The organism is Streptomyces capparidis, from assembly GCF_054782095.1.
Genome location: NZ_BAAGTD010000143.1, coordinates 1 through 584, shown reverse-complemented (window position 1 = coordinate 584; position 584 = coordinate 1). Strand labels below are relative to the sequence as shown.

The following is a 584-nucleotide window of genomic DNA, read 5'->3' as shown; positions in this document are numbered from 1 at the left end:
ACGACATCCCGCAACGGCCGGTCCAACTGCCCGTCCATCCGCGCGCACACCGCGTCGAACGCCTCCGCGAACACCGGGAACGCCTCGTGCAGCTCCCGGCCCATCCCGGCCCGCTGCGCCCCCTGCCCCGTGAACAGGAAGGCGACCCGTCCCTGGCCAGGAACAGCTCCCACCAGCGAGTCGGGTACCTCGCGCCCCTCCGCGATGGCCGCCAGCCCGGCCAGGAACTGGTCCCGGTCACCGGCTACCACCGCGGCCCGGTGTTCCAGCGCGGCGCGTGCCGTGGCCAGGGTCAGCGCGATGTCGTCCACCGCCAGTTCGGCGTGTCCCCGTACGTGCGCCCGAAGCCGGGCGGCCTGGCCGCGCAGCGCCGTCGGCGTCGCGGCGGACAGCAGCCACGGGACCTCGGGAACCGTCATGGTGCGTTCCCTCGGGGCGGCGACGGGCTCGTCCTGGGGTGCCTGCTCGATGATGGTGTGGGCGTTGGTGCCGCTGATCCCGAACGATGACACCGCCGCCCGCCGCGGACGACCCACCTCGGGCCACTCCCGCTCCTGCGTCAGCAGCTCCACCGCACCCGCCGA

General features: G+C 74.3%; 1 protein-coding gene. It reads right to left on the bottom strand.

All coding sequences use genetic code 11. The annotated features are described in order from the left end of the window. Positions 1-536, bottom strand: a 536-nt coding sequence (locus ACYVO2_RS37315) for a CurL C-terminal domain-containing protein (RefSeq protein WP_461012571.1), incomplete at its 3' end; no start/stop codon positions are given. Positions 537-584 lie beyond the last annotated feature (48 nt).